Here is a 26283-nt window from a genome sequence, read left to right as displayed (position 1 = left end):
AACATGCCCGGAAGGCGCGTTTCGCGTCTTCCGGGCATGCCGCGGATCCGTTTAGCTTTCGTATTCCTGGGCCGTGCTCTTCAAGGATGCGAACGCCTCTTCCGGCGATTTCTTGCCGAAGCTCAGCTCGTCGCGGATGAGCGCCCAGTCCTTGTCGATCCAGTTCGTCCAGCCGCTGGCGCCGGCGACCCATTGCTGGCCGTCCGGAAGCGTCGCGTTGTACAGCTCGATGCCGACCTGGTCGGCCTCGCTGAACGTCGAGAGCAGCTCCGCCGACACTTTGTTGTTGACCGGATTGCCCCGGGTCGTGCCCAAAATTTTGACCGCGTCCGGGCTGTTCGTGAACCAGTCGAGGAACTTCGCCGCTTCTTCGGCATGCTGAGAGTTCTCGGATACGCCGAAGAACAGCGACGGCTTGAGCCATCCGCCCGCTTCCGCGCCGCGGGGCATCGTCACCATCGCGTAAGCGTCGGCCTTCAGGCTGTCCCAGGAGACGAAGTTGGCGGAGAAGCCGAGACGGAACAGGATCGTTCCTTTGACCATCAGATCGCCGGTCGGATCGAACTCCTTGTCGGAAGCGTTCACGTCGGCCGGAGGCACGACGCCGAGCTCGCGCAGCTCCTGGAATTTTTTCGTCCAGTCGAGGAACGTCGCCTCGTCGATGTTGAACTTGCCGTCCTCGGTCACGAGCAAGCCTTTGCCTTGGGCGTAATGGTACGCGCTGAACGCGAAATAGTCGCCGGCGTAGTCCTTCGTGAAGTATTGGCCGGAAGCGAGCTTCGATTTGGATTCCTTCGCGAGAGCGAAGAAGTCGTCCCACGTCCAGCCGTTCTCCGGAGCCGTTAGGCCGAGCTTTTCAAGCGCGGCTTTATCGTAAATCATCCCGTAGGCGGTGGAGCCGAGCGGTATCGCGTATTGCTTGCCGTCGAATTTTCCTCCGTTCGCCAGCTTCTCGTCCACTTCGGACAAATCGACGCCGTCCGTCAGGTCCGCGAGCGAGCCGCGGGAAGCCCAGTCCGCCACCCAGCCCGGATCGATTTGAAAAATATCGGGAGCGTTTTTCGCGGCGGCCTGCGTGGACAGCTTGTCCAAATAGCCGTCCATTCCGGAATATTCCGGCTCGAACGTGACGTTCGGATTCTGCTGCGTATACAGCTCCAGGGCGTCGAGCGTCGCTTCGTGCCGCTGCTGGGAGCCCCACCACATGATGCGGAGCTTGACCTGCTCGCCGGAGCTTCCGCTATCGGACGAAGACGTGCCGGAAGGCGAGCTCGCGGCTTCGCCGCCGTTGTTATTGTTCCCGCCCGCTCCGCAAGCCGCGAGGGCGGCCGCCAGGACGAGCGACGTCGAGACGCCGGCTAAGCGCTTCCAAAATACCATTTTCATTCATCTCCCCTAGGAATACGATTCTCTTTTCTCCTTTATCGTATCCGCTGCACCCTCCCGATTGTAGAAGAGAAATGCACAATAATTTATAAAATAATCCGATCTTGTTTCCGGACCGCCGGCCCCGGCCTCTCCCGCAAAAGAGGCAGCTCGACGACCGCTTTCGTCCCGCCCTCCGGACGGTTCGACAGCTCGGCTCCGTACGAATCGCCGAAATGCGTCCGAATCCGCTCCCGGACGTTGCGAACGCCGTAGCCGCCGGTTTTTCGCTTCTTCAACGCGTCCGGATCCCCTCGAAGACCGATGCCGTTATCTTCGATTTCGATCCGCAAGCGCTCCCCGGACGGCCGGATGCGTATCCCGATCGTGCCTTCGCCGCTGGCATGAAAGCCGTGGACGACCGCGTTTTCCACGAACGGCTGGAGCACCATTTTGGGCATGTAGAGCTTGCGCGTCCCCTCGTCCGCTTCGATTCGGTAGCTCAGCCCCTCGCCCAACCGAAGCCGCTGGATTTCCAGATAATAGCCGATATGCTCCAGCTCGTCCGCTACCGTAATGAAACTTTCCCCGTTGGAGAGGCCGATGCGGAACATTCGGCCCATTAATTCGAGTATCCGGCTCATCTCCGCCTGCCCGCTTTCGATCGCCATCCAGTTCAACTGATCGAGCGTGTTGTAGAGGAAGTGCGGATTGATATTCGCCTGAAGCGATTCGATCTCGGCTTTGCGCAGCTGCTCGTGGCGGATTTCGAGCGATTCGTACAGCTCCTCGATCCGCTCCGTCTGCTTGCGGTACCCCGAAAACAAATACCCGAATTCATTGCGGTAATCTTCGGGAAGCTCCTCCTTTTTGCCCGTGACCGTATACCGGTTCATGGCGGACACCAGCTTCGAAATCGGCCAAACGAACTGCCTGCTGAGCGATAGCGCGAGCAGCAGCGCCAGCAGGATCGCGCCGGCGCCGATCAAGCCGATCGTCTGGGCCAGGCGAAGGCTCCCTTCCGTGACGGACGACCAGGGCGTAATTTCGACCATCATCCAGTTCGACTGCCTCAGCTTGGAGTAGACGACGAGCATCTCCCCTTCCCGGTCCCAGTGAAGCCGCAGCAAGCCGGAGCTGTCGTTCAGCCGGCTTTTCCAGGAAGACCAGGTCGGCTCGTCCGGCACCTTGCCGATGGCGATGAGCGGCTGTCCCGAGGCGTCGAGCATCATCCGGTTGCCGTCCGGGGATGAGCCGAGCAGCATTTCTTCCAGCGTTTTCGCTTTGGCGTGGAGAACGAGATAGCCCAGACGGCGGTCGTTGTAGACGATCGTCCTTACGAAGCTGATCACTTCCGCCCGTCCCTGAAAGGTCTGGATCGTTTGCTTGCCCGCCCAGAAAAAATCGTTCTGCCGCATCGCCTCGTGCCAGCTTTGGGACGCGGCGCCTTCGAGATCGCGGAACTGGATGTAGCTGTTGGACTCCGACCGAAACGGATTTTCCATATACAGGTCGATGCCTTGAATGAGCGGGATCGAATACGTCAAATTGGCCAGCGATTGCTGAACTTCCTTATATTTCTGCAGCCTCGCGAACGTATCCCCGGAAACGTCCCCGCGCAGAAAGTCGACCAGCGTGTTGTCCCTGGAGGTCGACAGCGAAATTTGCTCCAGCGTGGCCAGGCTCGACGAGATTTCGCCGTTCAGCTGGTCGAGCAGCTTCTGCTGGTTGGCGGAGGTCGCTTTCGCCATTTCCTTGGACGACAGAACGTAGGTCGTCCAGATCGTGCAGCCGAGGATAATGACGATCAGCGCCGCGAAGCTGCCGAAAAACAAATAATCGATGCGGTACCGCTTGAATGGATTGATCATGGCCGCCGTTCGCCATCGCTCCCCTCGCCTTGATGCTTGCAGCCTCGAATACGCCAAAAAAGCAACGATAACCGTCGCTTTTTCGTTTCTTGCCTATCGAAACGCAACGGGAGCGATCCGCTCCCGCGCGCTTATCCTTTGATCCCCGTCGTCGCCACGCCTTCGACCAGTTGCTTCTGCGCGAAGGCGAACACGATCGTCGCCGGCACGATCGAAACGAGCGACATGGCCAGAACCTGGCCCCACTGCATGCCGGATTGCGCGTCGTTGATCATTTTCAGCGCGAGGCCGACCGTGTATTTCTCGACTGAATTAATATACAGCAAATGACCGAGGAAGTCATCCCAGTTCCAGAGGAAGCAGAAGATCGACACCGTGACGATGGCCGGTTTGGTGAGCGGCATGACGATCCGCCAGTAGATGCCGAACCAGGAGCAGCCGTCGATTTTCGCCGATTCGTCCAGCTCGCGGGGAACGCCGCGAATAAACTGGATGAGCAAAAAGACGAAGAAGGTGCCGCCCGCCCCCGAGGCGAGCAAGTGCGGGACGATGAACGGCCAATAGGTGTTGACCCAGCCGAACTGATGGAACATGGCGTACTGCGGAATAATGAGCACCTGCGCGGGAAGCATGAGCGTCAGCATCAAAATGGCGAACCAGAAATTTTTTAACGGAAAATCCAACCTCGCGAACCCGAACGCCACGAGCGTGCAGGAGAAGATGGTCGTGATCAGCACCGCCAGCTCCAGGCCGAACGTGTTCAAATAAAAATCGGTGAACGTATAGCCCGGAATGGCGTTCCAGCCGTCGACGAAATTGCTCCAGAGCGGCTTGGACGGAAACAGGTTGGCCGAGGACAGCTCTTCGTTGGACTTCAGGGAAGCGCCGACCCACCAGAAGACGGGATACACCATCGCGAGGCTGAAAAGGGTCAGCAGGACGTGGCGGATGCCGCCCTTCATTTTCAAGCTCATTTGCGTTTCCTCCTTCCGGCGTCCGTCTCGTAAAACACCCAGTATTTCGAAGTCGCGGCGATCAAGCCTGCAATGACGGCGATGACGACGAGCATGATCCAGGCAAGCGCCGAAGCGTAGCCCAGCTGGTAGCGGCTGAAGGCGCGTTCGTACAGGTAGACGGCGTAAACGAGCGTCGAATTCATCGGTCCGCCGTTCGTGATGACGTAGGCCGACGTGAACATTTGGAAGCCGTTGATGACGCCCATGATGAAGTTGAAATACAGCGTCGGCGACAGCATCGGCAGCGTAATCCGGAAAAATTGCACGAACCGGTTCGCCCCGTCGACGCTCGAAGCTTCGTACAGGTCCCGGGGAATTTGCTTGAGGCCGGCCAGGAAAATGACCATCGAGGAGCCGAACTGCCAGACGGTCAGGACGATCAGCGACCAGAGCGCCGTTTTCGGATTGCTGATCCAGCCGGTTCCTTCGATCCCGAGCGCGCCCAGCAAGCTGTTGAACGAGCCGTCCACGCCGAAAATGTTGCGCCACAGCATCGATACGGCGATGCTCCCGCCGATGAGCGACGGAAAGTAAATCGCGATGCGGTAGGCGGAAATGCCTTTGACCGCTTTGGCGAGAGCCATCGCGACAAGCAGCGCCGCGATCAGCTTGAGCGGGACGGAGCCGAGCACGTAAAGGAAGGTCACTTTGACCGATTGAATGAACTTGTCGTCGGCCGTGAAAATCCGCTCGTAATTGCGAAAGCCGATCCATTCGATCGGTTTCATCAGCGTATAGTCGGTAAAGGAGTAGTACAAGGACAGCGCCATCGGATAAAACGTGAGCAGGAAAAATCCGATCAGCCACGGGGAAATGAACAAATAGCCGATTCCCGGCGTTTCCCATCGGCTCCAGAAGCGGCCGCGCTTCTTCGGGGCTGCGCGGCCGGGCTTGCTGCCGCTTGCGGTCGTTGCGTTGGCGGTACGGCTCATGCGGACTTCACCTCATGTCTCTCTTTGTGTAGTTCCATTATAGGAAAAGCCGCCGCCGCGGCAGTAGAAGAGAAATGCACGAATTCTTTTAAAAAATAACGAAAAAAAAGAGGCCTCGGGCCTCTTCGGACTTGATTCCGAGCTTTAGTAAATGGTGCGGCCGCGGGCGTCGGGAATGCCGCTTTTGCGGAAAAAGTACGTGTTCAGCACGTCGCGCCACTCCTTCGCGTGCTTGGCCTGCTCCCGGAACCGGCTTTCCGCTTGCGCGAAGATGCCTTCGTCGATGAGCCCTTCCAGCGCTCTCCACCGCCGAACGAGCTCCTCCGCCCGTTCCGCTCCCTCGAACCGGCTATCGTAAATGTGCTGGATGACGGTTTTGCCCGAACGAAGGACGTGCGTATAAGGCACGTGGTGGAAAAACAGCAGCAGGTCGTCGGGCGTATCGGCGAGCGACTCGAACCGCTCGAAATTGGCTCCCTTGTACTGCGCCGCGTACCCCGTTCCGGTCGCCTTCGTCCGGTCGACGCCGATGCCCTTGCAGTCCGCGAAGTGATACGTGCCCCACATCGAATATTCGTAGCCGTCCGGGTCCGGCCCGTAATGGAAATGCGGGGTCACCATCCAGCCGACGCCGAGCGGCGCGGTGTACGATTCGTAGATGCTCCACGAATCGAGCAGCATGCCCCGGACGGCTTGAAGCACCCGTTCGTCGTCGCCGAACGTCAGGCCGATCCATTCGTCCGCGATCGCCTCCGACGAAAGATCGGGGTTCCAGGCCAATCGCCCGTAGCCGTACAGATTCGCCTGCGCCAGCGGGTGGCCCGTCCAGTTCGGATCGTCGCCGATGTTGGAAACGGCCGCGAAGCCCCCGTGCGGCCTGCCGAACAGGGAGCCGTCCGCGATCCGTTTGACCGCGGAGCCTTCGCCGCGGGCGTACGTCTCGAAATCGAGCGCTTCCTTCCATTGCGGCACGAGATAGCACAGATGGCGCTGCTGGCCGGTGTACTCCTGGGTAATCTGGAACTCGATTGCCATGTTCGTGTTCGGCATTGCGCCGAACAGCGGCGATACCGGCTCCCGCACCTGAAAGTCCATCGGCCCGTTTTTCACCTGAAGGATGACGTTGTCCGCGAACCTTCCGTCCAGCGGGGTGAAATGGTCGTAGGCGGCGCGGGCGCGGTCGGTTTTCCGGTCGCGCCAGTCCTGCTTGCAGTCGTAAACGAAGCAGCGCCAGAAGACGAGCCCGCCGAACGGCCGCAGGGCGTCCGCCAGCAGGTTGGCTCCGTCCGCGTGATCGCGGCCGTACGTGAACGGTCCCGGCCGGTTTTCCGAGTCGGCCTTCACGAGAAAGCCGCCGAAATCGGGGATATGGCGGTAAATATCCGCGGCCTTCTCCTTCCACCACGCCTGCACGGACGGCTCCAGCGGGTCCGCCGTCGAGAGCCCGCCGACTTCGATCGGCGCCGCGAAGTTGACGCTGAGGCACGTGCGGATGCCGTAGGCGCGGAACGTCTCGGCAATGCGGGCGATTTTCGGCAAAAACCGCTCCGTCAAAAACATCGTTTCGTATTTGTGAACGTTCACATTATTGATCGCGATGGCGTTCAGCCCGACGGAAGCGAGCAGCCGCGCATAGTCGCGAACGCGGGACAGGTCGTCCGCGATGTCGTCGTTCCGGTAAAATATCGAGCCGCCGGCATAGCCGCGCTCGATGCTCCCGTCGATGTTGTCCCATTGGTTGATCATCCGGATTCCGTTGGCGGGATTTTCGGCGATGTCAAGCGTTTCCAGGTCCGCTCCCGCCCGCAGCAGCCGGAGGAAATGAAACGCTCCGTACAGCGCGCCGCGGGCCGTCGTCCCGGCGATCGCGATCGTCCGGCCGTTCGCGCGGATGCGGTACCCTTCCTCGGCGACGGCGGCTTGTTCTTCCGCGCTGAACAGCTCCCTCGCGGCCGCGTTGCCCGCGAACGTTCCGATCGCGATGCCGCGCGCGTCGTCCCGCGGAGTTCCTCTTGCCGGCCGCGTTCCGGTCAGCCTGGCGATTCCTTCCTCCAGCTCCGCCGCTGCGGTCGCCACGCAAAGCTCCCGCTCGGGAGCGTCGATCGTCCCCGTCCGGGAAACGATCCGCTTCGTCCGCTCGGAGCCGGCGATCGGCGGATGGGCCAGCCAGGCTTCGTATCCGGCCGGCTTCGGGGCTTTTGCTGCATGTTCCATAATTGATATCCTCCTCGATGTATGAATACGTCGTTCCAATCGATCGTATTTCTCGGTTCCATACTACCATACAAGTGTGGTAGTATGGAATAGAAGGAGTGAACGACCATGTCATTTTTCGACCCGACGTCGGCGGTTTCCGCAAAGGATTTCGTCTATGCGAAGCTGAAAAACCAGATTTTGAACCTGGAGCTGCCTCCCGGCACCGCGTTATCGGAAAAAGAATCGGCTTCGGCTTTTAACGTCAGTCGTACGCCCGTGCGCGAAAGTTTCCTGCGGCTTGCGCAGGAAGGGCTCGTTCAAGTGCTGCCCCAGCGGGGAACGTTCGTCTCCCTGATCGACCCGAATCAGGTCGAGGAGGCCCGCTTTATGCGGGAACAGCTGGAGAAGGCGGTCATTCGGCTTGCTTGCGACGAATTCCCGGCGGAATCGCTCGAGGCTCTGCGAAGCAACTTGCGCAAGCAGCTTGAAGGCATGGAGCGGCAGGACGACATGGCCCTGTTCGAGCTGGACGAAGCGTTTCACCGGACGCTGTTCGAGGGCTGCGGCAAGCTGAACACCTGGATCGCCATCCAGCAAATCAACGCCCATTTGAACCGCGCGCGCCTGCTTCGCCTCGTTTCCGCCCATCAATGGAGCCACGTGTACGAGCAGCACGAGCGGATGGTGCGGGCAATCGAGGCGGGCGACGCCGATGCGGCCGCCGGCACGATGCAGGAGCATTTGCTTCTCAGCGTCAAGGACCAGGCGGCGCTCATGGAGCAATTTCCGCACTATTTCAAACAAGGGGGATAAACGCCGGCATGAGAATGGTTTTTCGTTGGTTCGGAGAGGGCAACGATACCGTTACGCTGGACCAGATCAGGCAAATTCCCGGCGTCGAAGGCATCGTCTGGTCGCTGCACGACGTCCCGGCGGGCGAGGAATGGCCGATGGACAAAATATTGGAAATGCGCGATAAGGCGCATGCGGCCGGCTTCCACATCGAGGTCGTGGAAAGCGTCAACGTTCATGAGGACATCAAGCTGGGGCGGCCCGGCCGCGACGTTTATATCGAAAATTACAAGAAAACGATCGAAAAGCTCGGGCAGGTCGGCGCCAAAGTCATTTGCTATAACTTCATGCCCGTCTTCGACTGGCTGCGAACCGACCTGCACAAGGAATTGGAAGACGGCTCGACCGCGATGTTTTACGAAAAAAGCCGGATCGACGACATCGATCCGTTCGAGATGGCCGGCAAAATCAACGCCAATCCCGAGTTCACGATGCCCGGATGGGAGCCGGAGCGCCTGGCCCGGCTGGCGTCCCTGTTCGAAGCCTACAAGAACGTCTCCGAGGAAGACTTGTGGAGCCATCTGAAATACTTCCTGGACGAGGTCGTTCCCGTCGCGGCCAGGCACGGCATCAAGATGGCCATCCATCCGGACGATCCGCCGTGGCCGGTGTTCGGGCTGCCGCGGATCATGACGAACCAAGCCAATCTTCGCCGCTTCCTGAAGCTGCACGACAGCCCTTATAGCGGCATTACGCTTTGCAGCGGCTCGCTCGGCTCGAATCCGGCGAACGACATCGTCGGGATGATCCATGAATTCGCGGACCGCATCCCGTTCGCGCATATCCGCAACGTCCGCGTGTACGATAACGGCGACTTCATTGAAACGTCGCACCGCACGCAGGACGGCACGGTCGACATTGCCGGCATCGTCAAAGCCTATCGCGACGTCGGCTTTGCCGGTTACGCGCGTCCCGATCACGGCCGCCATATTTGGGGAGAGAAGTGCCGCCCCGGTTACGGCCTGTACGATCGCGCGCTTGGCATCATGTACTTGTGGGGCCTTTGGGACGCGACCCGTCATTCTAACCCATTCGAGGAAGGAAGGGGATCCGATGAGCGGACTTCCGAAGCATCCGTCTCTTGAAGGCAAAATCGCCGTCATAACCGGCGGCGCCGGCGTGCTGTGCCGCGTCATGGCGGCCGAGCTCGCCCGGCAAGGGGTCAAAGTCGCGGTGCTGAACCGGACGCCGGACAAGGGCGAGCGGGTCGCCCGCGAAATCCGGGAGGCCGGCGGCGCCGCGATCGCGGTCGCTTGCGACGTTACGAGCGCGGACAGCGTCCGCGAGGCGGAGCGCGTCGTGAGCGAAAAGCTCGGCCCGTGCGACATTTTGCTCAACGGCGCCGGCGGCAACCACCCGAGCGCCAACACGTCGAACGAAATTTTGAAGCTTGAGGATTTGAACGCGGAGGGGATCACGACGTTCTTCGACTTGAGCGTTCCCGGCTTCCGCAACGTGCTCGACCTGAACTTCATGGGAACGATGATCCCGACCCAAATCTTCACGCGGCCGATGGCGGAACGCGGGGGCGGCGTCGTTCTGAACGTCTCCTCCATGAGCGCGCCTTCGCCGATGACGAAGGTGCCCGCCTACAGCGCGGCCAAAGCCGCGATCAACAACTTCACGCAGTGGCTGGCCGTTCATTTGGCCGAATCCAACATTCGCGTGAACGCGATCGCCCCCGGCTTTTTCCTGACGGAGCAAAACCGCGGCTTGCTCGTCAAGGAGGACGGAACGCTTACCGAACGGTCGGGAAAAATCATTTCGCACACGCCGATGAGGCGGTTCGGCGTGCCCGAGGATTTGCTCGGAACGCTGCTGTGGCTCGCGGACGACGAGACGTCCGGCTTCGTCACCGGCACGGTCGTTCCCGTGGACGGCGGCTTCATGGCCTACGCCGGGGTATAGCCGCCGGCCGGAACGGGCGAAAACGCAAACGCATCCTTGCGGCGGCAGCCGTTCGGATGCGTTTTTTCATTGGGGTGCCAAGAGCCGTTCGACCTCCAGCGATGCCAGCAGCAGCGGGGCGATCCCCATGTAGCTGTCGGAAACGACTTTCTCCGAAACGTAATAGGCGAACGTCCCGTTGCGGTCATGGCTCAGTCCCGCGCCATGGCAAATTCGATGCAAATGGACGCCCGTTTCGTCCTCCTCCGTCAAATGACGCCGAATCCCCTCGTAGCCTTTGGCGACCGCATCCCGGAAGCCGGACTCCAAATATCGCATGCGGATTCCTTTGGCCATCGCGTAAACGAACATGCACGAGCCGGAAGCTTCCAAATAGTTGCCCTCGCGGCCGCCCTGGTCGAGCACCTGGTGCCACAGGCCGGTTTCCGCGTCCTGCACCCGGACGAGCGCCTTGCAGAGCCGATGGAACGCCCCGACGATCGTTCCCCGCTTCGGATGGTCGACCGGGAAAAAATCCAGCGCGTCGACGACCGCCATCGCATACCACCCGACCGCCCGGCTCCAGAAATTCGGCGACCTTCCCGTCACGGGATCGGCCCATTCCTGCTCCCTCGCCTCGTCCCAGCCGTGATACAGCAAGCCGGTTCGCGGATCGCGCGTTTTCCGCTCGATCAACAGCAGCTGATGCGCCGCCTCGTCCGTCAAATCCGGGCGCTCGAACGTCTTGGCGTATTCGGCCAAAAACGGGGTCGCCATGTACAAGCCGTCCAGCCACATTTGAAAAGGGTACACTTTTTTATGCCAGAAGCCGCCTTCCGAAGTGCGCGGCTGCCCGATCAGCTGCGCCGCCAGCAAGTGCGCCGCCCGCTCGTATCGGGAGTCGTCCGCGCTCAAAAGCGGGAACAAATTTTTTCCTTGATTGATCTGATCGAGATTGTATTCCTCCAGCGAGTACGAACGGATCGTTCCGTCCGCCTGAACGTACAGATCCATATGACGCCGCATAAAATCGACGTAGCCCGGTTCCTCGAGCTGAACGCCCGCCCGCCGCATGGCCATCAGCAGCATGCCTTCGACATAGGACCAGCGCCCCGAGGGGAAAGGATGGTAGCCGTCCTCGCCGCATTGCCCGGCGATCGTTTCGGCGATTTTTCGGGAAAAAAGGTCATGGGGTGCCGTCATTCGCGCTTCCTCCTCGATGGCGTTCATTTTGTTCATTGTTCGTCTGTTCCATCTGCTCATCGGTTATGCAGCCGTCCCAGCCAGCCAAACGCCTTGGCGCCGCCGATTTCGTGGCCGCCCGCGAAAAAATCGGCCTCCAGCCGGTCCGGCGCTCCCGCCGCCTCGTAAATTTCGCGAAGCTTCGCATAGGCTTCCCGCGCCGAAGCGGCCGGGAAGACGCGATCCTCGTCCCCCGATTCGATCAGCAGCGCCCGCGGCGCGATCAGTCCGATCAATTCGGGCATTTCGGCCTCTTGCAAAATGCCGGGCACGTAATTGTCCAGGCAGTGGTCCCGGTCCAGAATGCTTCCCCGGAACGTGTTCGCATACCCGCTGACGACGGTCCTGCGAATCCGCTCGTCCAACGCGGACGCAAAGGCGGCCACCAGCCCTCCGCCCGAAATGCCCATCGCGCCGATCCGGTCGCCGTCGACTTCACTTCTGCCGCACAGGTAGTCGAGCGCGCGCATCGTCTCGTAGACGCGGTACCCGGCGAGCGTGTGCCCCGTCATCAAGAGATGAACCGACATCGCGTAGCAGGAGCTTTTGGCCGGCCCTTCCGCGGCGTCCCGGGAAAACCGCCGGTCCCCGAAGCCGAGCAGCTCCGGCGCCGCGACGACGAAGCCCTGCCTCGCAAGCGTAACCGCGAAATCCTTGTGCAGGCCCGGATCCCCCGGCGCGGCGAGCCGTCGGGCTCCAGGCCGCAAATTTCCCGGCTTCCGTAGCCGTGGCCGTGAATGGCGAGTACGGCGGGGCCGCGCCGGTTTCCCGCTCCTTCCGGGAGCAGCACGTACAGCGGCATCCGCAATCCGTCGAACGTCGTGATCTCGACCCGTTCGCGCACGTATCCGTCGCACGGCGTCCGTTCCAGCAAGACGGGATCGAGCTCAGCCGCCCGCGAGGGAAACGGGCCGAGCCGACGCCGAAATCCGGCCAGCAGGCCGCTTCTCCACTCCGCCCAATTCATGCCCGGGCTGAACGCGCCCGAGCCTTCGAGTTCTCCCGCAAGCCGGCGAAAATATTGCCGCAACGCGGTCTCCTCGTTTTCATTCATTTATTTCAGCACCTTTCGTTCGGTTCTTCATCGTTCTATAATGGTAACCGTACAGGACCCGATCAAGGGGGGGACGGCGTGCAGGAAGCGGAAAGTCCGAAATACGCGATCGGCGGCGGCAGCTTCAGCATCCAGCTCATGAAGCGAAAAGGCGTCACGGCGATGCCGCGGCCGCACAGCCACCGGTCGATCGAACTTTATTACCTCATTTCCGGGGAACGCATTTATTTTATCGAAGATCAGGTCGTGACCGTTCGGGAAGGCGATCTGATCGTGATCGCCCCGGGAGAGCTTCATGCGACGGCCAGCTCCCAGGTCGCCGAATTCGAGCGCTTCCTGCTTCATGTCGAGCCCGAATTTCTCGATCCGTCGCTGTCGGTCGAGCCGCTGCTCGCCCCCTCGGGACGCTTTCGGCTTATTCGCCTTTCCTTCAAGGAGCAGGATGAAGTCCGGCGTCTTCTCGCGCAAATGCAGGATGAATGCCGGCTGGGCCGCCTTCATTACGAGCTCTGCGTCCGGTCGCTGCTCGCCGAGCTCCTGATTCTGCTCCATCGGATCGAACCGCAGCGCGCGGAACCGGCCGACCGGCATCCCCTTTTCGCGAAAATTTCCGAAATCGCGACCTACTTGCGCGAGCATGCGCGAGAGCCGTTGACGCTCGAAGCGACGGCAAACCGCTTCTATATTAGCGCGTCTTATTTAAGCCGCATCTTTTATCGGTTTACCGGCTTTCATTTTCGGGAATACGTGACCGTCGTCCGCATTCGCGAAGCGCAAAGGCTGCTTGCGGAAACGCAGTTGCAAGTGCAGGAAGTCGCCGGGAAAATGGGGTTCGAGCATATGTCCCACTTCAACCGGACGTTCAAGCGCATCGCCGGAATCACGCCGCTTCAATATCGCAAGCGGAGCGCCCGCGACTGACGGAGCTGCCGCCAGTTCACCAAATCGCGGCGTGGAAAATCGGAACGCCGGGAACCTATTCGAACGCGGACGTCACCAAGGAAACGCCTTCAGTATAGTTCATGCCAAGGACGATTTGTTGTATTTTTGATGCTTTTTTTGCTTCATTTTTAACATTACTTGTCCTCCTGCCGGTTTCGAAAGCGAAAATCAACGGCGTGTTTTCCGAATAGATGGCGCCGATCGGCAACGGTTTCGTCGATTACGAGGCGAACTTCCCGAAAGCGCTGGAGAAACTGAAGGAAGCGGGTATTGACAAGTACGTGGCGGAGTATCAGAAGCAATTTTCGGAGTGGCACGCGCAGCAATAAAAGACAAAAGAGGCGGTCTCGCGGGTCCGAACGGGCCCGCGAGATCGCCTCTTGTTTCAGCCTTCATCTACTCCGCCAAAGCGGCGCAGCCCTTTTGCACGACGCTCAGCCACTGCTCGGCGATCAGGTGATGGCCGGCCGCCGTCGGATGGACGCCGTCCCAAATCCAGTAGGCGGGGTCGGCTTTTTCCGCGGCGCGGTCGAACGGCTCCTGCAGCGGAACGAACAGGGCGCCGTACTGCTCGGCCAGCGATTTGACCGTTTGCCGGTAGACGGCCATCCGGCGGTTCCATTCGTCCCATTTTTCCAGCGTCGCGCCGGTCTTGAGGATAAAAGGTTCAAGCAGCACGAGGACGGCATCCGGAAGCACTTCCCTCGTCTCCTCGAGCAAATGGCGGTAGGCCCGCTCGAACCGGTCCGTCGCCCCGCTCGGTTCGTTCGACATGATCCGCCACAAATCGTTGACGCCGATCAAAATGCTGATCAAATCCGGCTTCAAGGCGATCGCGTCCTCGTTCCATCTCGCGTACAGGTCCGACACGCGATTCCCGCTGATGCCGCGGTTGATAAAATGCGGCCGGCTCGCGGCAAGCCGCTCCCCGAGCCTGGCGGCAATGAGGTACGGATAGCTGTGGCCCAAAATATGGTTCAGGTCCTCGCTTCTCCCCCGGCCTCCGTCCGTAATCGAATCGCCTTGAAACAATACCGTGAATCCTTGCTTCGTCGTCATTTTCCATTCACCTCGACAAACGGATCATTGCTTTCCCACCATAGCGCGTCGGCTTTCCAAAATCAAGAGACGCCGCGAATTCGTCCCTCATTCCGTGTCGGAGCGGCCGGTCCGGCTCATCTTGTATTCCAGCGGGCTTACGCCGACGCGTTCCTTGAAAACCTTGGAAAAATAATGCTGGTCGGCGAAGCAGAGCGCTTCCGCGATTTCCCTGATTTTCATTTCCGGCTTCGTCTCCATAAGCTTGCAGGCTTCGTTTATTTTCATCTCCGTGTAGTAGTGAACGAACGTTTTCCCCGAGAAGCGTTTGATGATTCGGCTGATATAGGACGAGCTGACATGGAACAGGCGGACGAGATCGGGGATGGACACGCTGGAATAGAGGTTGGTCCGCAAGTAGCCGTCCATTTGCTCGAACAGTTCGTCTCCGCTTTTCCGGTTCGACGATTTTACCCGGGAAAAGCATTCCTCCGCCCATTCGAGCAGCCCCGAGCCGAATTCCTCGTAGCTCGGCCGGCCGAACAGGTCCTCCCGCCGCTTGTGCATCCCGGCGGCATCCGCCCCGTCGCCCTCCTCCAGAAGCGATTCGAAAGCGCTCTCGATCGACCGGACAAAGCGCTTCAATTCGGCGAACCGGACGTTGCCCCGCTTCCATTTCGCCACCTGCTCGGACAGCATCAGCATGAACCGGTCTTTGTTCATCTGCTCGATCATCGCGGCGAAAGCGCCGCCGAGCCGGTCGACTTCCTCGAACGACGGCTCGGGATCGTCCCGGTACAACGCGAAATCGAGCGCGACCGGCTTGAAGACAAGCTGCCGGTCGTCCAGAAGGCGCGCGGCTTCCCGGTATTTTTCCGGAATTTGCGTCCATTCCGTCGGCGTCAGGCAGCCCACGAGCGAAGCCTGGGCGCCGTCGTCCAGAAGGCGCGAGCGCACGTCTTCGATCAGGTCCGCGGACGATTCGCTGCGCTTAAGCCAGGAAGCGTCGGCGATCAGCAGCAGCTGGTCCCGCTCGATCGTCGGCAGGGCCCACGAAGGGATGGCGGCATCCGGAACGGCAGCCTCGAACGGAGTTCCCGATACCGGCATCGCCGCGGCGAAGGGCTGTTTCCGAATCACGAAAAAAATTTTCGGTTCCCGGTAAAATTCAGGCCCGGGCCTCCATTCCCGGACAGCGTCCCGATCCAAAATTTCGTGAAAGCCGGATAGCGAATGATCCTGCTCCTCCGCAAGCTGCGCCAGCAGATTTTTCATCACTTCCGTCAGCTGGCTTTTCTCGACCGGCTTCAGCAAGTAGTCGTTGACCTGCAAATTGATCGCTTTTCGCGTGTACTCGAAGTCGTTGTAGCCGCTGATCAAGACGGCTTTCAGCTGCGGATGAAGCTTTTTGGCCTGATCGATAAGCGCAAGACCGTCCATTTTCGGCATTCGGATATCCGTCAGCATAATATCGATCGCATGGAGGCCGAAGGCGGCGAGCGCCTCCTCGCCGTTCGCCGCCGTCGCCACGACACGCACCGGCAGTCCCGACGATTCGACCAGCCCCTTGATGTTTCGCAAGATCGGCTTGCTGTCTTCCGCGATGAGAACGTTATACATGGATGCGTGCTCCCTTCCTTAGTAGAAATCCCGTTTGAGGGAAGCGATGATCTGGATGGTCGTTCCGCTGTCGGCGTTGTTGAACACGTTGAAAAACAGGCGGTTTTTGTACATCAGCTTCAGCCGGTTCACCGTATTGATGATGCCCATGTTGCCGATGCCGAGCGAGCTGTTTTTGAGCTCCTGGATGCCGTGGTCGGATTCCTGGATTTTGTTCACGATTTCCTTGATTTTCGCCCGGTCGATCCCTTTGCCGTTATCGCTGATTTCTATGGCCCAGAGACCGTTGAACAGTTTGATGTTGATATGGATTTTCCATGGCGGTGCCGTATTTTCGAAGGCGTGCTCGATGCAATTTTCGACGAACGGCTGGATGACGAGGCGCGGCAGCTGAATGTCGTCCGCCGAAGGATCCATTTCGATTTCCCAATCGAGGTCATCCTCGTAATTGCGTTCTACCAGCGACAAGTATCTTTTCGTATGCTCGATTTCCTCCCGTATACTCGCATGCTTGTACGGCGATGATACAATGTATCTCAAGCTTTCCGACAGCTGCTTGCACATATCGGATACGGCCTCGTTTTTGCCCTCCTGGGCCGCAATGCTGATCAAATACAACGCGTTATGGATAAAATGGGGCGCGATTTGCGCTTGGAGCGCGGTGTTTCTCGCCATGGCTTCCTCGTGAACGGCCAGCTTTTCTCTCTCGATCGACGTCTGCAGCCGTTCGAGCAGCTCGCCGAACGCCTCGTTGAGCAGCTGCAGGTCGTTGTTGTGCAGCTTGCCGTCCGTTCGCAGGATCAGGTTGCTGTAATTCATGCGCATGATCTGGCCGCGCAATTTCCGAATCGGCACGACGAAATTCCGGGCGAAAACGTAAACGTAGACGAACGAAAACAAAGTGAGCGAAACGATCAACAGGATCGAAACGTTCCGGACCGAATTGACGGAACCGAGCACCGATTCCTTGGACGTGACGATCACGGTCGTCCAGCCGCTCGGTTCCGATTGCTGGTAGGCGATATAATTGCGCGAACTGTCCGTGTAGATGCCCCTGTCCGACGGCAGCGGCCGCTTGTACTCCTCGTTCGCTTCGCCGGCCGCCCCCGCGGATTTGACGATGGTCCGGTTTTCGGAATCGACGACGTACACGCGCGAGCCGACGACCGCGTCGACCACTTTTTGCAAATACGCGTAATCGAGCCGGATGTTCAAATAGCCGAATACTTTTCCGTCCACATCCATGATCGGCCGAATGAAATCGAGGGTACCGGGCTCGTCCGCATGCAGGATGAAGCTGCTTTCGTTCAATTCGGTTTCGTACCGTTCGTCTTCGACGACGGGCTTGAGGCTCGAGGGAACCGAGGTTCCGAAGTAGGACGAAACCAGCGTGCCCTCGAGACTGTAGATGCCCATGTCCTGTATGTCCAGACTCGGCCCCAAAGCCTGAAACATCATATCCTTCAGAAGCCGGACCCGCTGCAGCCCCTGAATGGGGGAATTCGGGCCGAAATTGAGCGATTCGAACAGATTTTTGTTGGATAATATGCGCTGCGACAGCTGATTCTGCACATCGATGTATTCTTCCAACTGGTCGGAAACCTGCGTTGCCGTCATCAGCCTTTCGTTGATCGTTTTTTCCCGGAGCGGCGGGATGACGTACGAATTCACGTAAATCAAGAAACAGCCGAGAATGACGATCAGCAGCGGAAAAAACGTCAGGAAGAGCCTCGTTTGCAAGCTGGTCCGGTTTTGGAAGGGGTTGTTTTTTAGGCGCAGCCGGATCATCCTTTCATCCTCTCCGGTTCAGAATATTACACATCAACAGGAAACGACAAACATGTACCCCGCCGATCCCGAAATTTATAATCGTAATTGTAATCGGATTCAGTACAAGTTACAACCAATACCGAACATTGGGGGAAATTCGCATGTCCAAAAAAATGAAACGAACGTCGAAGCTTTTGCTCCTGTCGGCCTTGACCGTCGCCTTGGCCGCCTGCGGTTCCAACTCGGGTTCGTCCGGTTCGTCGGAAGCGTCCGGCGGATCCGCGGGCTCGGGCCAAAAAGTGACAATCGAGCTGGCCATCTCCAAAGCCTCGCAGGATTCCGCCTTCGTCGACGCGGAACTGCTCAAGAAGTTCGAGGAACAAACGAACATCAAAGTCAATATCCAGCAGCTTCCTTCCGAACAAGTGACGACCGTGCTGCAAACGAAGCTTGCCGTCGGCGAAACGCCGGACATCATTCAATACAACCTGGCAAGCGCCGTGTCCGATTTGAATCTGGAGCGCAATTTCGAAATTCTCGACAACGAGTCCTGGGCGAGCCGCCTGCTGAACAAGGAAGTGCTTTCGTCGGGCGGCCATATTTACAGCTTCCACGTCAGCCAGGACACCGGGATGCAGGGCGTCGTGTACAACAAGGAAATTTTCGAAGAGCTTGGCCTATCCATTCCGGCCAACTACGACGAATTCATCGCGGCGGCCGAAAAGATCAAAGCGGCCGGCATCACCCCGATCTTCATGCCGTTCAAGGACCACTGGGCAACGAACATTTGGACGTCGGCCGCTTTCGCCGACTATGCCGCCAAAAACGAGCCGACGCTGTGGGAAGATTTGAACGCCAACAAGAAAAAATGGACCGACATTCCGGCTTTCGAAACGATCATTCAGCAGCAATACGATCTGTATGAGAAAGGCCTCACGAACACCGACGTGCTGAGCGACAGCTACGATATGGCGGTAGGCAAATTCCTGAACAAGGAAGTGGCCATGATGTTCATGGGCGACTGGCTCATCCAAGACGTCGAAAACAAAGATCCGAACATGCGCCTCGGCCTGTTCCCGATCCCGTACGCGCAAGACGCGCTCGTCGGCGCCAGCCCGCTCGGCGGACAGCTGTTCATTCCGAAACAGGCGAAGCACATCGAAGAAGCGAAAAAGTTCCTGGAGTTCCTCGCTTCTCCGGAAGTCGCGCAGGAGATCGTCAACGAACAGGAATACGTATCCAACTTTAACGATGTCACGACCCCGGAGCTTCCGGAATACAAGCAGGAAATCGTCGACTTGTACATTACCCCGCAAAAAACGGTCACGACGATGGAAGCCTACATGTCCATCGACCTGAGCGAACTGTACCGGAACTTGCAGGACGTGTTCGCGGGCGGCAAGACGGCGAAGGAAGTGCTGGAAGCGTGGGATACGAAGTTTAACCAGCTGATGAAAGACAAGGGCGTCGAAGGCTTCTAAATATAAAGGCGGAAAAGGGGCAGGCTCGAGCTTGACGGGCTTCGCCCTGCCCCGTCCGTTACGGAGAGTGAACCATGAAAATAGCCAAAAAACTGTACTCGTACTACATGGTTATGCCCGCGCTGCTCATCTACGTCCTCTTTTTCGTCCTTCCCGCCATCATCGGATTCTACTATTCCTTCACCGACTGGCGCCTGGATCGGGAGACGATCAGCTTCAACGGATGGACGAACTTCAAGACGATTTTCACGGACGAAACGCTGATCCTGGCGCTTAAAAACACGGTCATCTTCGCGGTCGTCACCGTCATCGGCAAAAACGTCATCGGGATCGTGCTTGCCGTCGCATTAAATATGAAACTGAAGACCAGAAACCTGCTGCGGGCGATTTTCTACTCCCCTTCCATTCTGAGCATTCTGGTCATCAGTATCGTATTTACTCCGATGCTGCGATCCGACGGCGTCATCAACAAGCTGTTCGAGTCCGTGGGACTCGGGTCGCTGTCCCAAGCCTGGTTGACCGATCCGGCCATCGTTATTTTTACGGTGTGCGCCATCTCGATCTGGCAGTCCGCCGGCTTTCAAATGGCGATTTATCTCGCCGGCCTGCAGTCGATTTCCAAGGAATACTACGAAGCCGCGACGATCGACGGCGCAGGCTCGTGGAAAAGCTTCGTCCATATTACGCTTCCGCTGCTGCTGCCGGCCATCAACATCAATCTCATGCTCACGCTGATCGGCGGGCTGAAAGTATTTTCCGAAGTGTTCGTGCTTACGGGAGGCGGCCCCGGCAATGCGTCCCAGGTCGTCGGCACGATCATTATGCGCTCGTTCGGCGAAGGAAACTGGGGACTGGGCACGGCCATGAACACGCTGCTGTTCGTCGTCGTCACCGCCATTTCCATTCCATTGTTGTACTTCATGCGGCGCAAGGAGGTTAGCGAATAATGAGCATGCGTTTGCGTCACGCCTTGCGCAATTATATCGTGGAAGCGATCATGCTGCTGAGCTGTCTGATCATTTTGCTTCCGCTGCTGGTCATGGTGTTCGGATCGTTCAAAAACAACGTGGAAGTGCTCGACTTCTCGCTCAAGCTTCCGCAGGAATGGCTATTCAGCAACTACAAGCTCGTCTATGAGCAAGGAAACCTGCTGCGGTCGTTTCTGAACGGGATCCTGATTACCGGCATCTCTTCGATTATCAATATCGTGACCACATCCGCGGCTTCCTTCGTCCTCGTGCGGAGAGAATCGCGCATGTCGAACTTCCTTTATCTGTTTTTCTTCATGGGTCTGATCGCCCCGATGTCCACCATTACGACGATTCGGGTCGTGCAATGGTTCGGCTTCTACGGCAGCGTCACGAGCGTCATTCTCATTTACGCGGCGCTTAATACGGCATTCAGCGTCTTTCTGTACAACGGCTTCATCAAGTCGATTCCGAGAGTTCTCGACGAGGTCGCGTTCCTCGAAGGGGCCGGCATGTTCAACGTCTTTTTCCGGATTATCATTCCGCTCATCGTCCCGGTCAATGCCACCGTCCTCATTATGGTGTTCATGTCGGTATGGAACGACATCACGATTCCGATTTACTTTTTGACCGACAGCACCGACTGGACGATGCCGCTCGCGGTATACAACTTCTACGGCCTGTACAGCCGGGACTGGAACCTGATTTTCGCCGTGCTCGTGCTGACCTCCTTGCCGGTCTTCATCCTGTATTTGTTCGCGCAAAAGTATATTATCGGAGGCCTGACAGCCGGCGCGGTAAAAGGATAATCGAATATCGCAAGCGAGAGGAGCCGCCCGCGCCAAAGCTGGCGGCTCGCTTTGCGCTCGGCGGCATCGCTTCGGGATCTCGCAAGCCATCGGATCGTAAAAACTGCATATAAAACGGAAAACAAGCCGATAGGCTCCGCGTCCTCGTCATGGTAAGCTGAATTTGGACGATCCCGGGCTGGGCGGTTCGCGTCCGATCGCCGCAAGCCAGGGAAAGGTTTCCCGATCAACGCGAATCCAACGAACGGAGGATGCAGAATGACTTACCGGGTTGCCATCGCCGGGTGCGGCGGAATTTCCGACCGGCACCTGGCGGCGCTTAAGCAATGGGAGCAGTCCGGCGGCCGCGCATGCGCCGTTGCCGTCGCCGATACGAATCCTTCCCGCGCGCAGGCGGCAGCCGAACGGTACGGCGGAAGGCTGAGCGTTTATGCCGATTACAAGAAGATGATCCGCGAGGCGGCGCCGGACGTCGTTATCGTCGCCCTTCCCCATTTTCTTCATCTGGAGGCGGCCTGCTTCGCCGCGGAGGCGGGGTGCCACCTGTTGCTGGAAAAACCGATGGCGCTTACGCGTTTTAATATTCCGAGGACATCAATCTGGACATCGTGGCCGACAAGCTGCATATTACGCCGGGGTACCTTTCCAGCTACTTCAAAGAGAAAACGGGCACGAACTTCAGCGATTATCTGAACGAGCTGCGGATCGGCCGGGCGAAGGAGCTGCTCCTGAATCCGGAGCTGCGCATTCAGGACGTGGCGGCCGCGGTCGGGTATCAAAACGTCAACTCCTTCATCCGCATGTTCAAGCGCAGCTCCGGCGTGACGCCGGGCGAATACCGGAAACGGGCTGCCGGCTCCACCAAGGCGATGTAACCCGGCGCATGCGAAAAGGCGTCCCTGGCGGCAGCATGCAGCCATCTGGGACGCCCCAAATGAATGATGGAATACGATCTATACCTATAACTGCGCCACGACGGCCTGCGGGATCCGCTCGATCGGGAGCTGCTTCTCGACGGCCCCCAGTTCATAGGCCACTCTCGGCATCCCGTAGACGACCGACGTTTTTTCGTCCTGACCGAACGTCCTCGCCCCTTTTCGCCGCATCGCGAGCAGCCCTCTTGCGCCGTCATACCCCATGCCCGTCAACAGGACGCCGATCGCCACGCCGCCGCATTCCTTCGCCGCCGAATCGAACAGCACGTCGACCGAAGGACAATGTCCGTTCACCTTATCTCCCTCGAAGCATTCGACCTTGAAGCCGTCGCCACTCTTCTTGAGCTTCATATGCCGGTCGCCCGGCGCGATCAGCACGCTGCCGGGCACGACCTCGTCCCCGGACTGCGCTTCCTTGACGCGAAAAGCCGTCGACTGGTTCAGCCGGTCCGCGAACATGCGGGAGAACCCGACCGGGATATGCTGCACGACGACGAGTCCGGGAACGGTGTTCGGAAGCCGCTTCAGCAGTTGCAGCACCGCTTCCGTTCCGCCGGTGGACGCCCCGACCGCGATCACCTTGAACCGGCTGTTTCCGTTTCGCTGCCCTTCGGCGGCCGGAGCGGCAGGCTCCGGCGGCTTTTGGAGAGCGGCCCCCACTTTGGCGGCGGACGCGACTTTGATCGTCGCGATCAGCGTCCGAATGAACGCTTCCACGCTGCCGGGCGATTGCGTGTCCGGCTTTTTCACCACGTCGACGGCGCCCGCCACCATGGCGTCGACACCCGCTCCGGCGGCGCCGCTTACGACGACGACGGGAATCGGATACTGCGGTAGCAGCCTGCGAATGAACTCGATGCCGTTCATTTTGGGCATTTCGACGTCGCAGGTCATGACATCCGGGCGCAGGGCGACGATTTTGTCCCTCGCCTCGAACGGGTCGGCCGCCGTGCCGACGACTTCGATCCTAGGATCCGTGGAGATCGCTTTGGCGATCACCTCCCGGAACATGAGCGAATCGTCGACGATAAGCACTTTAATCGCTCGGTTCACCCCAAGCGGCCCCCCCTTTTCCGTTTGCATTCGCGTTCCTTATTTCCGATAAACCGACGGCATGACGTACCGGAAGCGCGTCGAATCGCGGCTGATCGATTCGGACTGGCCGATAAACAAATAGCCTCCGGGCTCCAGCATGCCGTAAAACTTGTCGACCAGCTTTTCCTTCGTCGCGTTGTCGAAGTAAATCATAACGTTGCGGCAAAAGATGACGTGAAATTTGCGCTTGAACGGGAACACCGGATCCATCAAATTGAATTTGCGGAAAATGACCTCTTCCGCCAGCTTCGGATCGATGGCCGACCGGCCCTCCCCCGCCTTCCGGAAATAGCGCGATCGCCATGCTGCGGGAAGAGGCGCGATCGCCTCGTCGGCGTAAAGGCCCCGTTTGGCCGTCTCCAGCACCCGGGCGGAAATGTCCGTCGCCAATATTTTCGTATCCCATCCCGCCTTCCGGGGACCGAAAAACTCGTCGACCAGCATGGCCAGCGTATACGGCTCCTCGCCGCTGGAGCAGCCCGCGCTCCAAATCCGCAAATCCTTGTCCTTGATCGAGCCGTAAAGAAAGGGAAGAGCCTGCTCCTTGAAAAAACGGAAATGCTCGGTCTCCCGCATGAAAAACGTATGGTTCGTCGTAATCCGGTCAACGAGCTGACGCGACGCCATCCCCGTTTTGTCCGCTTCGACTTCGTCCATGTATTCGGTAAAGGAGCTCATTCCCCGGTCCGCAACGACGTGCTGGAGCCTGCCGACGACAAGCGGACGCTTCTCCTCCCTCAGATGTATGCCGTAATGCGCCTTCACGTATTCGGCCAGGCGCCTGAATTCGTTGTCCGTAATTCCCAACACGGCCGCCACCCGTCAATATTTGCCGAATTCGTTGTCGCTGAGGGCGATTTTGGCCGGATATCCGGACTCCGGAGCGGGCTCGTCGGACGGAGCGCGGGCAAGGCGCTTGTCGGCCGCCATCGATTCGATCATGCGGAGCACGGCCGGACTGAACTCGTCGTATTTCGCATAAGCCGATCCCGCCGGCTTCAGGTTGAAGCGCGCGACGAGCTGCTTCAGCATCGTCGCCTGGCTGGACAGTTCTTCGCTGGCGGCCGCGCTCTCCTCGCTCGTCGAAGAGTTCGTCTGCACGACCTGCGACACTTGCATGATGCCCTGGTTGATTTGGGCGACGCCCGAAGCCTGCTCGTTCGAGGCGATCGCGATTTCGCCGACCAGCTCCGCGACCTTCTCGATGCCGCTGACCATATCCCGCAGCGCCTGGGCCGTATCGTTGGCGATTTTCGTTCCGGCTTCCGCCTTTTTGATCGAGCCTTCGATCATGTCCGTCGTTTCCTTGGCGGCTCCGGCCGAGCGGGCGGCCAAATTGCGCACTTCCTCCGCGACGACGGCGAAGCCCTTGCCGTGCTGTCCGGCGCGAGCGGCTTCCACCGCCGCGTTCAGCGCCAGAATGTTCGTTTGGAAGGCGATCTCGTCGATCACCTTGATGATTTTCGAAATGTTCGCGGAAGCTTCGTTGATTTCCTCCATCGCTTCCAGCATCTCTTTCATCTGCCGGTTGCCGAGCATGGCGTTGGCCTTGACCGACTCGGCCAGCTCGTTCGCCTGTCCCGCGTTGACCGCGTTCTGGTTCGTTTGCGCCGATATTTCCTCGAGCGAGGCGGAGAGCTGCTCGACGACGCTGGCTTGCTCGGTGGCACCTTGGGACAAGGAAATGCTGGAGGCCGACACCTGGCTGGCGCCGGAGGCGACCTGTTCCGCGGCCGCGTTGATGTTCGTCAGCACTTCATTGTTGCTCTCGACCATCTGCTTCAGCTTGCGGCCCAGCAGATCCCGGTCCGACCGGACTTCGATTTCGACCGTCAAATCTCCCTCCGCGATCCTCTCGGCGGCCTGCGCCTGCCCGCGAATTCCTTCAATCATCCGGCCGAAGGCTTCCATCAGCGTTCCGATTTCGTCCTTGGAGTTCGACGAAACCTGAACGCTCACGTCGCCGACGGCCAGCTTGTCCGCCGTGTCGGTCAGCAGGCGAAGGGGACGAACGATGCTGTTGATCAGCAGCACGGCGACGATGACGCTGATCAGCGCGACGACAGCGATGACGATGATCATCAGGTTTCTCGTGCTGGCGTAAACGGCATCTCCTTCGTCGCTCGCGATCTTGGCATGATTTTGATTATAGTCGACCAGTTCGACCAGATTCGCGGAAAATTCGTCGAACAGCGCTTGCGAATCTCCCCGCATCAAATTCATCGCGGCATCGGTTTCCAGTCCGATGCTGAACGCCTCGACTTGCTCGCGAATCGCTTTGTAGCTGTTCCAGCCGGAGAGAACGTCATCCAGCATGCGGCCGCTTTCGGCGTCGTTCGTTCTTGTCCGATAGGCGTTCAATTCGGCCTCGATTTGCCGCTCGGCTTCCGCCATTTCTCCGGACAGCTGCTCCATTTCCTCGGCCGAGGAGGCGAGAATGTGGCGATACTCCAAAATTCGGTAGTCGGAGGTCATCGTATTCAGCACGTTTGCGCTATTCGTATCCGGCAGCCATTTGTCGCTGATGACCGTGGATTGGCGATTCACGTTGCCAAGCGATACGACCGCGAAAACGCCAAGACCGACGATGACGGCGATCAGAAATCCGAAAATCGTAAACAGCCTGCTTTTAATGGTCATTTTGTTCATCATGTTGTTGCCTCCCAGTCGGTTCGGTTGCATCCGTCATGTTGCGGTCAAAGCGATTCGAGCAAAGCCAGGTCCTTATCCTGCAGCAGCTTGTCGCAATCCAGAAGAAGCTTTACGTCTTCGCCGACGCTGCCGATTCCTTTAATGTACCGGCTGCTGTACAGTTTGTTCATTTCGGTCGGGGAGACGATTTCCGCCTCGGAAATCGCGAGCACCTCCGACACGCTGTCGACGATCAGGCCGATGGTCATTTCCTCGATATCGGTCACGATGACGCAGGTGCGGTCGTTATATTCCCGAAACGGCTTCTTGAACCGAAGCCTTACGTCCATCACCGGAATGATTTTGCCTCTCAGATTGATGATTCCCTGAATGTATTCGGGAAGCTCCGGCACGACCGTAATCGGCTGCAGCCCGATAATTTCGATAACGAACCTGATTTCGATGCCGTACGACTCGTCGCCGAGCTTGAAAATCAGGTATTTCCCTTGCAGCGTGTCCTCTTCGTAAGGTTCGGACAACCGCTCTTCCAGTTGACTCATGCTCGAATCCGCCTCCTTT

24 protein-coding genes and 1 pseudogene are annotated in these 26283 nt (G+C 58.8%); 10 read left to right on the top strand and 15 right to left on the bottom strand.

The genetic code is table 11. The features are described from left to right. Positions 1-51 precede the first annotated feature (51 nt). The 5 genes from JW799_RS17890 to JW799_RS17870 form a co-directional block, all read right to left on the bottom strand. Positions 52-1380, bottom strand: coding sequence for an ABC transporter substrate-binding protein (locus tag JW799_RS17890; protein ID WP_205430967.1), 1329 nt, complete (start codon positions 1378-1380; stop codon positions 52-54). Positions 1381-1472: 92 nt separating this feature from the next. Then, on the bottom strand, positions 1473-3236 hold the full coding sequence (locus JW799_RS17885; protein WP_205430964.1) for a sensor histidine kinase: 1764 nt from the start codon (positions 3234-3236) through the stop codon (positions 1473-1475). Positions 3237-3367: 131 nt separating this feature from the next. Beyond that, entirely contained in the window at positions 3368-4210 is an 843-nt protein-coding gene (locus tag JW799_RS17880) for a carbohydrate ABC transporter permease (protein ID WP_205430962.1), read from the bottom strand. Further along, positions 4207-5184, bottom strand: a complete 978-nt coding sequence (locus JW799_RS17875; protein ID WP_080840769.1) for a carbohydrate ABC transporter permease — start codon at positions 5182-5184, stop codon at positions 4207-4209. The genes JW799_RS17880 and JW799_RS17875 overlap by 4 nt, the downstream gene beginning before the upstream one ends. Positions 5185-5328: 144 nt before the next feature. Next, complete coding sequence (locus JW799_RS17870; protein ID WP_205430960.1) at positions 5329-7398, bottom strand: alpha-glucuronidase family glycosyl hydrolase; 2070 nt, start codon at positions 7396-7398, stop codon at positions 5329-5331. A gap of 108 nt (positions 7399-7506) precedes the next feature. Between JW799_RS17870 and JW799_RS17865 the strand changes: the two genes are divergently transcribed. Genes JW799_RS17865 through JW799_RS17855 form a run of 3 tightly spaced genes read left to right on the top strand, consistent with a single transcriptional unit; the run spans position 7507 to position 10140 of the window. Continuing rightward, the gene (locus tag JW799_RS17865; protein ID WP_080840771.1) at positions 7507-8193 is read left to right on the top strand and encodes a GntR family transcriptional regulator; all 687 of its coding nucleotides are present in this window, start codon (positions 7507-7509) and stop codon (positions 8191-8193) included. A gap of 8 nt (positions 8194-8201) precedes the next feature. After that, a complete protein-coding gene (uxuA, locus tag JW799_RS17860) occupies positions 8202-9317 on the top strand; it encodes a mannonate dehydratase (protein ID WP_080841090.1) in 1116 nt (371 codons plus the stop codon). Continuing rightward, a complete protein-coding gene (locus JW799_RS17855; protein WP_080840772.1) occupies positions 9286-10140 on the top strand; it encodes an SDR family oxidoreductase in 855 nt (284 codons plus the stop codon). The genes uxuA and JW799_RS17855 overlap by 32 nt, the downstream gene beginning before the upstream one ends. 66 nt (positions 10141-10206) lie before the next feature. Here the strand turns inward: JW799_RS17855 and JW799_RS17850 are convergent, their stop codons facing one another. From JW799_RS17850 to JW799_RS28820, 3 genes and pseudogenes are all read right to left on the bottom strand, one after another. Beyond that, positions 10207-11322 (bottom strand): glycoside hydrolase family 88/105 protein, encoded by a 1116-nt coding sequence (locus JW799_RS17850; protein ID WP_080841095.1) that lies wholly within the window; start codon positions 11320-11322, stop codon positions 10207-10209. Between the two features lie 56 nt (positions 11323-11378). Continuing rightward, the gene (locus tag JW799_RS17845; RefSeq protein ID WP_240353888.1) at positions 11379-12068 is read right to left on the bottom strand and encodes an alpha/beta hydrolase family protein; all 690 of its coding nucleotides are present in this window, start codon (positions 12066-12068) and stop codon (positions 11379-11381) included. A gap of 53 nt (positions 12069-12121) precedes the next feature. Next, positions 12122-12328, bottom strand: a pseudogene (locus JW799_RS28820) (dienelactone hydrolase); the annotation flags it as partial. A 165-nt stretch (positions 12329-12493) separates the two neighbouring features. Between JW799_RS28820 and JW799_RS17840 the strand changes: the two are divergent. Together JW799_RS17840 and JW799_RS17835 are read left to right on the top strand one after the other, a co-directional pair. Then, positions 12494-13336, top strand: coding sequence for a helix-turn-helix transcriptional regulator (locus JW799_RS17840; protein WP_420830633.1), 843 nt, complete (start codon positions 12494-12496; stop codon positions 13334-13336). 212 nt (positions 13337-13548) lie between these two features. Beyond that, entirely contained in the window at positions 13549-13686 is a 138-nt protein-coding gene (locus tag JW799_RS17835) for a DUF3502 domain-containing protein (RefSeq protein WP_205430957.1), read from the top strand. A 67-nt stretch (positions 13687-13753) separates the two neighbouring features. On the opposite strand, the gene JW799_RS17830 is transcribed toward JW799_RS17835, so the two are convergent. The 3 genes from JW799_RS17830 to JW799_RS17820 form a co-directional block, all read right to left on the bottom strand. Beyond that, entirely contained in the window at positions 13754-14416 is a 663-nt protein-coding gene (locus JW799_RS17830) for an SGNH/GDSL hydrolase family protein (protein WP_205430955.1), read from the bottom strand. 87 nt (positions 14417-14503) lie between these two features. Then, positions 14504-16015 carry a response regulator transcription factor gene (locus JW799_RS17825; protein ID WP_205430953.1) on the bottom strand — a complete coding sequence of 504 codons (1512 nt, stop codon included), beginning with the start codon at positions 16013-16015 and terminating at the stop codon, positions 14504-14506. 18 nt (positions 16016-16033) lie between these two features. After that, positions 16034-17803, bottom strand: coding sequence for a sensor histidine kinase (locus tag JW799_RS17820; RefSeq protein ID WP_205430951.1), 1770 nt, complete (start codon positions 17801-17803; stop codon positions 16034-16036). Positions 17804-17946: 143 nt separating this feature from the next. On the opposite strand from JW799_RS17820, the gene JW799_RS17815 reads away from it, so the two are divergent. The 5 genes from JW799_RS17815 (at position 17947) to JW799_RS17795 (ending at position 21918) form a co-directional block, all read left to right on the top strand. After that, entirely contained in the window at positions 17947-19266 is a 1320-nt protein-coding gene (locus JW799_RS17815) for an ABC transporter substrate-binding protein (protein ID WP_205430949.1), read from the top strand. Positions 19267-19340: 74 nt separating this feature from the next. Further along, the gene (locus JW799_RS17810) at positions 19341-20213 is read left to right on the top strand and encodes a carbohydrate ABC transporter permease (protein ID WP_080840781.1); all 873 of its coding nucleotides are present in this window, start codon (positions 19341-19343) and stop codon (positions 20211-20213) included. Then, on the top strand, positions 20213-21043 hold the full coding sequence (locus tag JW799_RS17805) for a carbohydrate ABC transporter permease (protein WP_080840782.1): 831 nt from the start codon (positions 20213-20215) through the stop codon (positions 21041-21043). The genes JW799_RS17810 and JW799_RS17805 overlap by 1 nt, the downstream gene beginning before the upstream one ends. A gap of 258 nt (positions 21044-21301) precedes the next feature. Then, a complete protein-coding gene (locus tag JW799_RS30220) occupies positions 21302-21736 on the top strand; it encodes a Gfo/Idh/MocA family protein (RefSeq protein ID WP_205430946.1) in 435 nt (144 codons plus the stop codon). Beyond that, a complete protein-coding gene (locus tag JW799_RS17795) occupies positions 21652-21918 on the top strand; it encodes a helix-turn-helix domain-containing protein (RefSeq protein WP_205430944.1) in 267 nt (88 codons plus the stop codon). The genes JW799_RS30220 and JW799_RS17795 overlap by 85 nt, the downstream gene beginning before the upstream one ends. Before the next feature lie 84 nt (positions 21919-22002). Here JW799_RS17795 and JW799_RS17790 read toward each other — a convergent pair whose 3' ends face one another. Genes JW799_RS17790 through JW799_RS17775 form a run of 4 tightly spaced genes read right to left on the bottom strand, consistent with a single transcriptional unit; the run spans position 22003 to position 26264 of the window. Further along, complete coding sequence (locus JW799_RS17790; protein WP_205430942.1) at positions 22003-23031, bottom strand: chemotaxis-specific protein-glutamate methyltransferase CheB; 1029 nt, start codon at positions 23029-23031, stop codon at positions 22003-22005. Between the two features lie 39 nt (positions 23032-23070). Beyond that, positions 23071-23883 carry a CheR family methyltransferase gene (locus JW799_RS17785; protein ID WP_205430940.1) on the bottom strand — a complete coding sequence of 271 codons (813 nt, stop codon included), beginning with the start codon at positions 23881-23883 and terminating at the stop codon, positions 23071-23073. Between the two features lie 12 nt (positions 23884-23895). After that, on the bottom strand, positions 23896-25725 hold the full coding sequence (locus tag JW799_RS17780) for a methyl-accepting chemotaxis protein (protein ID WP_080840786.1): 1830 nt from the start codon (positions 25723-25725) through the stop codon (positions 23896-23898). Between the two features lie 44 nt (positions 25726-25769). Further along, positions 25770-26264 carry a chemotaxis protein CheW gene (locus JW799_RS17775; protein WP_080840787.1) on the bottom strand — a complete coding sequence of 165 codons (495 nt, stop codon included), beginning with the start codon at positions 26262-26264 and terminating at the stop codon, positions 25770-25772. Positions 26265-26283: the final 19 nt, after the last annotated feature.

Source organism: Cohnella algarum, assembly GCF_016937515.1.
GTDB classification, from domain to species: domain Bacteria; phylum Bacillota; class Bacilli; order Paenibacillales; family Paenibacillaceae; genus Cohnella; species Cohnella algarum.
This window is presented reverse-complemented; position numbering and strand designations above follow the sequence as displayed.

Bases quoted from the DNA above. Each gene is read 5' to 3' on its own strand.
- JW799_RS17890 (WP_205430967.1), bottom strand. From the start codon at position 1,380: ATGGTATTTTGGAAGCGCTTAGCCGGCGTCTCGACGTCGCTCGTCCTG.
- JW799_RS17885 (WP_205430964.1), bottom strand. From the start codon at position 3,236: ATGATCAATCCATTCAAGCGGTACCGCATCGATTATTTGTTTTTCGGC.
- JW799_RS17880 (WP_205430962.1), bottom strand. From the start codon at position 4,210: ATGAGCTTGAAAATGAAGGGCGGCATCCGCCACGTCCTGCTGACCCTT.
- JW799_RS17875 (WP_080840769.1), bottom strand. From the start codon at position 5,184: ATGAGCCGTACCGCCAACGCAACGACCGCAAGCGGCAGCAAGCCCGGC.
- JW799_RS17870 (WP_205430960.1), bottom strand. From the start codon at position 7,398: ATGGAACATGCAGCAAAAGCCCCGAAGCCGGCCGGATACGAAGCCTGG.
- JW799_RS17865 (WP_080840771.1), top strand. From the start codon at position 7,507: ATGTCATTTTTCGACCCGACGTCGGCGGTTTCCGCAAAGGATTTCGTC.
- uxuA (WP_080841090.1), top strand. From the start codon at position 8,202: ATGAGAATGGTTTTTCGTTGGTTCGGAGAGGGCAACGATACCGTTACG.
- JW799_RS17855 (WP_080840772.1), top strand. From the start codon at position 9,286: ATGAGCGGACTTCCGAAGCATCCGTCTCTTGAAGGCAAAATCGCCGTC.
- JW799_RS17850 (WP_080841095.1), bottom strand. From the start codon at position 11,322: ATGACGGCACCCCATGACCTTTTTTCCCGAAAAATCGCCGAAACGATC.
- JW799_RS17835 (WP_205430957.1), top strand. From the start codon at position 13,549: ATGGCGCCGATCGGCAACGGTTTCGTCGATTACGAGGCGAACTTCCCG.
- JW799_RS17830 (WP_205430955.1), bottom strand. From the start codon at position 14,416: ATGACGACGAAGCAAGGATTCACGGTATTGTTTCAAGGCGATTCGATT.
- JW799_RS17825 (WP_205430953.1), bottom strand. From the start codon at position 16,015: ATGTATAACGTTCTCATCGCGGAAGACAGCAAGCCGATCTTGCGAAAC.
- JW799_RS17820 (WP_205430951.1), bottom strand. From the start codon at position 17,803: ATGATCCGGCTGCGCCTAAAAAACAACCCCTTCCAAAACCGGACCAGC.
- JW799_RS17815 (WP_205430949.1), top strand. From the start codon at position 17,947: ATGTCCAAAAAAATGAAACGAACGTCGAAGCTTTTGCTCCTGTCGGCC.
- JW799_RS17810 (WP_080840781.1), top strand. From the start codon at position 19,341: ATGAAAATAGCCAAAAAACTGTACTCGTACTACATGGTTATGCCCGCG.
- JW799_RS17805 (WP_080840782.1), top strand. From the start codon at position 20,213: ATGAGCATGCGTTTGCGTCACGCCTTGCGCAATTATATCGTGGAAGCG.
- JW799_RS30220 (WP_205430946.1), top strand. From the start codon at position 21,302: ATGACTTACCGGGTTGCCATCGCCGGGTGCGGCGGAATTTCCGACCGG.
- JW799_RS17780 (WP_080840786.1), bottom strand. From the start codon at position 25,725: ATGATGAACAAAATGACCATTAAAAGCAGGCTGTTTACGATTTTCGGA.
- JW799_RS17775 (WP_080840787.1), bottom strand. From the start codon at position 26,264: ATGAGTCAACTGGAAGAGCGGTTGTCCGAACCTTACGAAGAGGACACG.